Below are 3,182 nucleotides of genomic sequence, written 5' to 3'. Positions count from 1 at the left end.
TCCCCTGGTGGTGAGGGCCTCGGTCATCGGGCTGGTCGGACCTGCGCGGCTCGAGCCCGCCGTGATCCCCGGTAATCCGGGTCGAGATGGCTGTGCTCAGGCGAGGGGCACGTGGGTGGTGACGATGATCATTCCTTGGGCCTGTTCCTTGTCGAGCAGTTGACGCCAGCCCTGCACGAGCTGCGTGTCGGTGAGGGCCGGCTGGTCCACGGTGCCCTTGAGGAGCGGTCCGAAGACGTTGAGGATCTGGTCGACCTCGGGCGGGACGGGGTGGTCGCGGGCATAGCGTCGCAGTTCCAGGTAGGTCCACATGCCGGTGTACTTGACATTGTCCGTGATGTCGGTGATCTCGTCGATGACCAGTCCGGCCCGGGCGGCGAAGGTGTGGTAGTCCTCGGCGGTGATCGGCGCGGCCGTCTGCCAGGAGTTGTAGACGTCGACCAGGGTCTTGTCGATGCGCCCGTCCGGTGCTTCTCGATGGGTGAAGTCTGTCAGGACGATGCGTCCGCCGGGGGGGGACGACCCGGGCGATCTCCCGTAGTGCCTCTACCCGGTCGGGGACGTGGACGATCGACTCGAGCGCCATCGCGTGGTCGAACGAGTTGTCGGGGAGCGGCAACGCGAGCATGCTGGCCTGTTCAAAGCGCACCCGGCCGGCCAGGCCAGCGCCGTGGGCCCGTTCGTTGGCCAGGTGTACGTCCTGTTCGCTTACCGAGACGCCGACGAGGTCGGCACCGCTGGCCTCGGCCAGTCGTACGCCGGGCCGGCCCGGACCGCAGCCCACGTCGAGTACCCGCTCACCCGGTCGGGCGCCGACCCGTTCGATCATCATGTCGGTCAACCGGGCGCCGGCCGTCTCGAAGTCGCTGTCGTCGTCGGGGCCGGTCCAGTACCCGTAGTGCATGTTCCCGCCCTGGCACCGGGCGAGGATCACGTTCACCTGGTCGTAGAACGCCCCGACCGACTCGGGCGTCGGAACCTTGTAGTCAACGCTCATCGTGTTCACGGCTCTCTGTTCGTCGAGGATGTGACATCACTTCGCCGGATGGGTCGGCGGAGGGCCGAGCATGGTTCGAGAGGCGGTACGCCGGCCCGCACGGCCCCGGCGTTGTTCTTCTATGCCCGGGTTGATCATGATTTGTTAGATGCCGTAGACGGCGAAGGCGTCGGTGCGGTCATGGAGATCGCGGCGGGCGTGGGCGATGTTGGCGCGGCCGGCGAGGCGGAAGGTTTTTAGGGTCAGGTTGCGTATGGCGGCCAGGTTGCGGGGCGCGGTACCAGTCCTGAGCTGGGAATTGTCTTCGCCGAAGGTAACGTCTCGGGTCCAATGCAGACAATTTTCTACCGCCCAGTGCCCTCTGGCATAGGCGTTGAGGTGCTGCGGGGCGGCCTGTTGTGCGTTGAGGCTGACGATGCCGTAGACGATCTGTTTGCTGGTGCGCACGCCGTCGAGTCCGCCGGTGTCGCGGCGTAGCCGAAACACTTGCCGGGCGCCGGGGAACAGACTGTCGTCGCACGGTGCGACACGGATCGTGCGGCGTTCGGTACGCCCGTGTCCACGGTCGGCAGCGATGTCGGTACGGTCGGCGAACTCGGTGTCGGTACCGGACAGCAATGCTTGGGCGGCCTGCAGGGCGAGCGGCTGGTTCCGTTTCGAAATCAGCAGGTAGTGGGCGTGCAGGGGGCCGGTGATCAGCCGGGCGGTCTTCTTCGTGGTGTGCAGAGCGTCCAGGGTTAGCAGCATGCCGGCCGCATCCAACGGGGTGAGCAGATCTTCGGTCACGCTGGTCTCGCCGCGTTTGTCGGCGACCTGCCGCTGGCCCAGGATCACCGCCCGCTGGTGGGTGACCGCGGCGACCAGGAACACCTGCCCGGTCGCGGTACGGGTGCCGTGCAGCAGTTTCCCGTCGATCGCGACCGCGGGTAGCAGCCCGGCCGGCGCCGGGTGGGTGACCGCCCGGGTCGCGGCGCGGCGTTGCTCGCGTTCGGTGGGCTCGTCCGCGGCGGCGGGGATCTGCGGGGCCGGGGCCTCGCCACGGACGACGTCGGCCGCGTAACCGCAGGTCGCGGTGTCGAGGGCGTCACTGTCGACGGCGGCCAGGACCCGCCGGAAGGTGCGTTCGCTGGGCACCAGATAGCGGCCGGTCAGCGGGTTACGGCGGGCACCGAGCCGGTGCAGGACATTCTGCGGGGTCCGGGCCGCCCACTGCCGGATCGCGGTCAGACCGTCGTTTCCGGTGACAAGAGTGGCGCACGCGGTCAGCACGAGGATCACCAGCAGCGGATGGCGACGTCCGCGTGGACGGCGTGGGTCCGGCGCCTGAGCCAGCCGGGCCACCAGCGGGGACACCACCTGCAGCGGATCAGCCGCTGCAGGGTCCGCGGCAAGTTCGGCCTCCCACAACGCAAGATCAGCGAGGTGGCCAACAACAGGATCGATCAGGGAAGATGACGTCACGAGCGCGACTCCGGCGATGAGCTTCAGGACTAGACACCCGAAAGATCATCAGGAGTCGCGCTCGTCCTGCAACTCGCCTCCCGTCCGGTTCTCAACACGGACAGATCCACTCAAGTTGGAACAACGCCGGGGCCGTGCGCCGGCCCGGACGAGCGGTTGGCCGTTGACGGGATTCGGGGCACCGACGCGCGGCGAGATGAACGGCGTGCCCACGGGGGTGTGCCTCTTTCCGGCGAGATTGTCGTCCGCCTCTCATGCCCGCTCACTTTCGTCGCCATGATCCGTTGCCTTCCCGGATTCCCGCCCATTGTCGGACCGGGCTGATCAGGAAGCGTGACTATGTGGAGGGATGCGCGTTCGAGTCGAGCTGAATGATGCGGATCTTGCTCCGATGGCGGTCAATAACATTCATGGCGAGCGAAGCCGTCCGCCAGCCTCAGGACCGTAACACCAGCACAGGGCTGGTGGCATCCATTTTCAGTGCTGCCCAAAACACGGAGTAGAATTTCCGGGGATCGCCGCCGGTCGACGTCCCGGAGCGGGTATCTCCTTTCCGGTTCCGTCTCCGCGCTTGACTCCACGAATAGCTCTCGTTACGGTGACGCTGCCGATCCTCGTCGGCGATCGTCCAGCTGGTACGCGCGTCCGTCAAACGTCATGTCGCGCGGCATCACACTGCCCCGACGAGCCAATCGGCCGACATTGGTGCCCTGAGGAACGGGGT

The 3,182-nt window shown here is 67.0% G+C and carries 2 protein-coding genes and 1 pseudogene; all 3 read right to left on the bottom strand.

What is annotated here, in order from left to right:
- Positions 1-96: 96 nt before the first annotated feature.
- Positions 97-312: a hypothetical protein gene (locus AC2CHE_RS26655; protein WP_484507580.1), complete on the bottom strand. Its 216-nt coding sequence runs from the start codon at positions 310-312 to the stop codon at positions 97-99.
- A gap of 256 nt (positions 313-568) precedes the next feature.
- Positions 569-997: pseudogene (locus tag AC2CHE_RS26650) on the bottom strand (SAM-dependent methyltransferase); the annotation flags it as partial.
- 144 nt (positions 998-1,141) lie between these two features.
- Complete coding sequence (locus AC2CHE_RS26645; protein WP_484507579.1) at positions 1,142-2,350, bottom strand: ISAs1 family transposase; 1,209 nt, start codon at positions 2,348-2,350, stop codon at positions 1,142-1,144.
- Between the last annotated feature and the right edge of the window lie 832 nt (positions 2,351-3,182).

This window comes from Micromonospora sp. ATLC16 (assembly GCF_057196645.1).
Note: the sequence above shows the minus strand (reverse complement) of the source record. Positions and strands in the feature narration are given on the sequence as shown.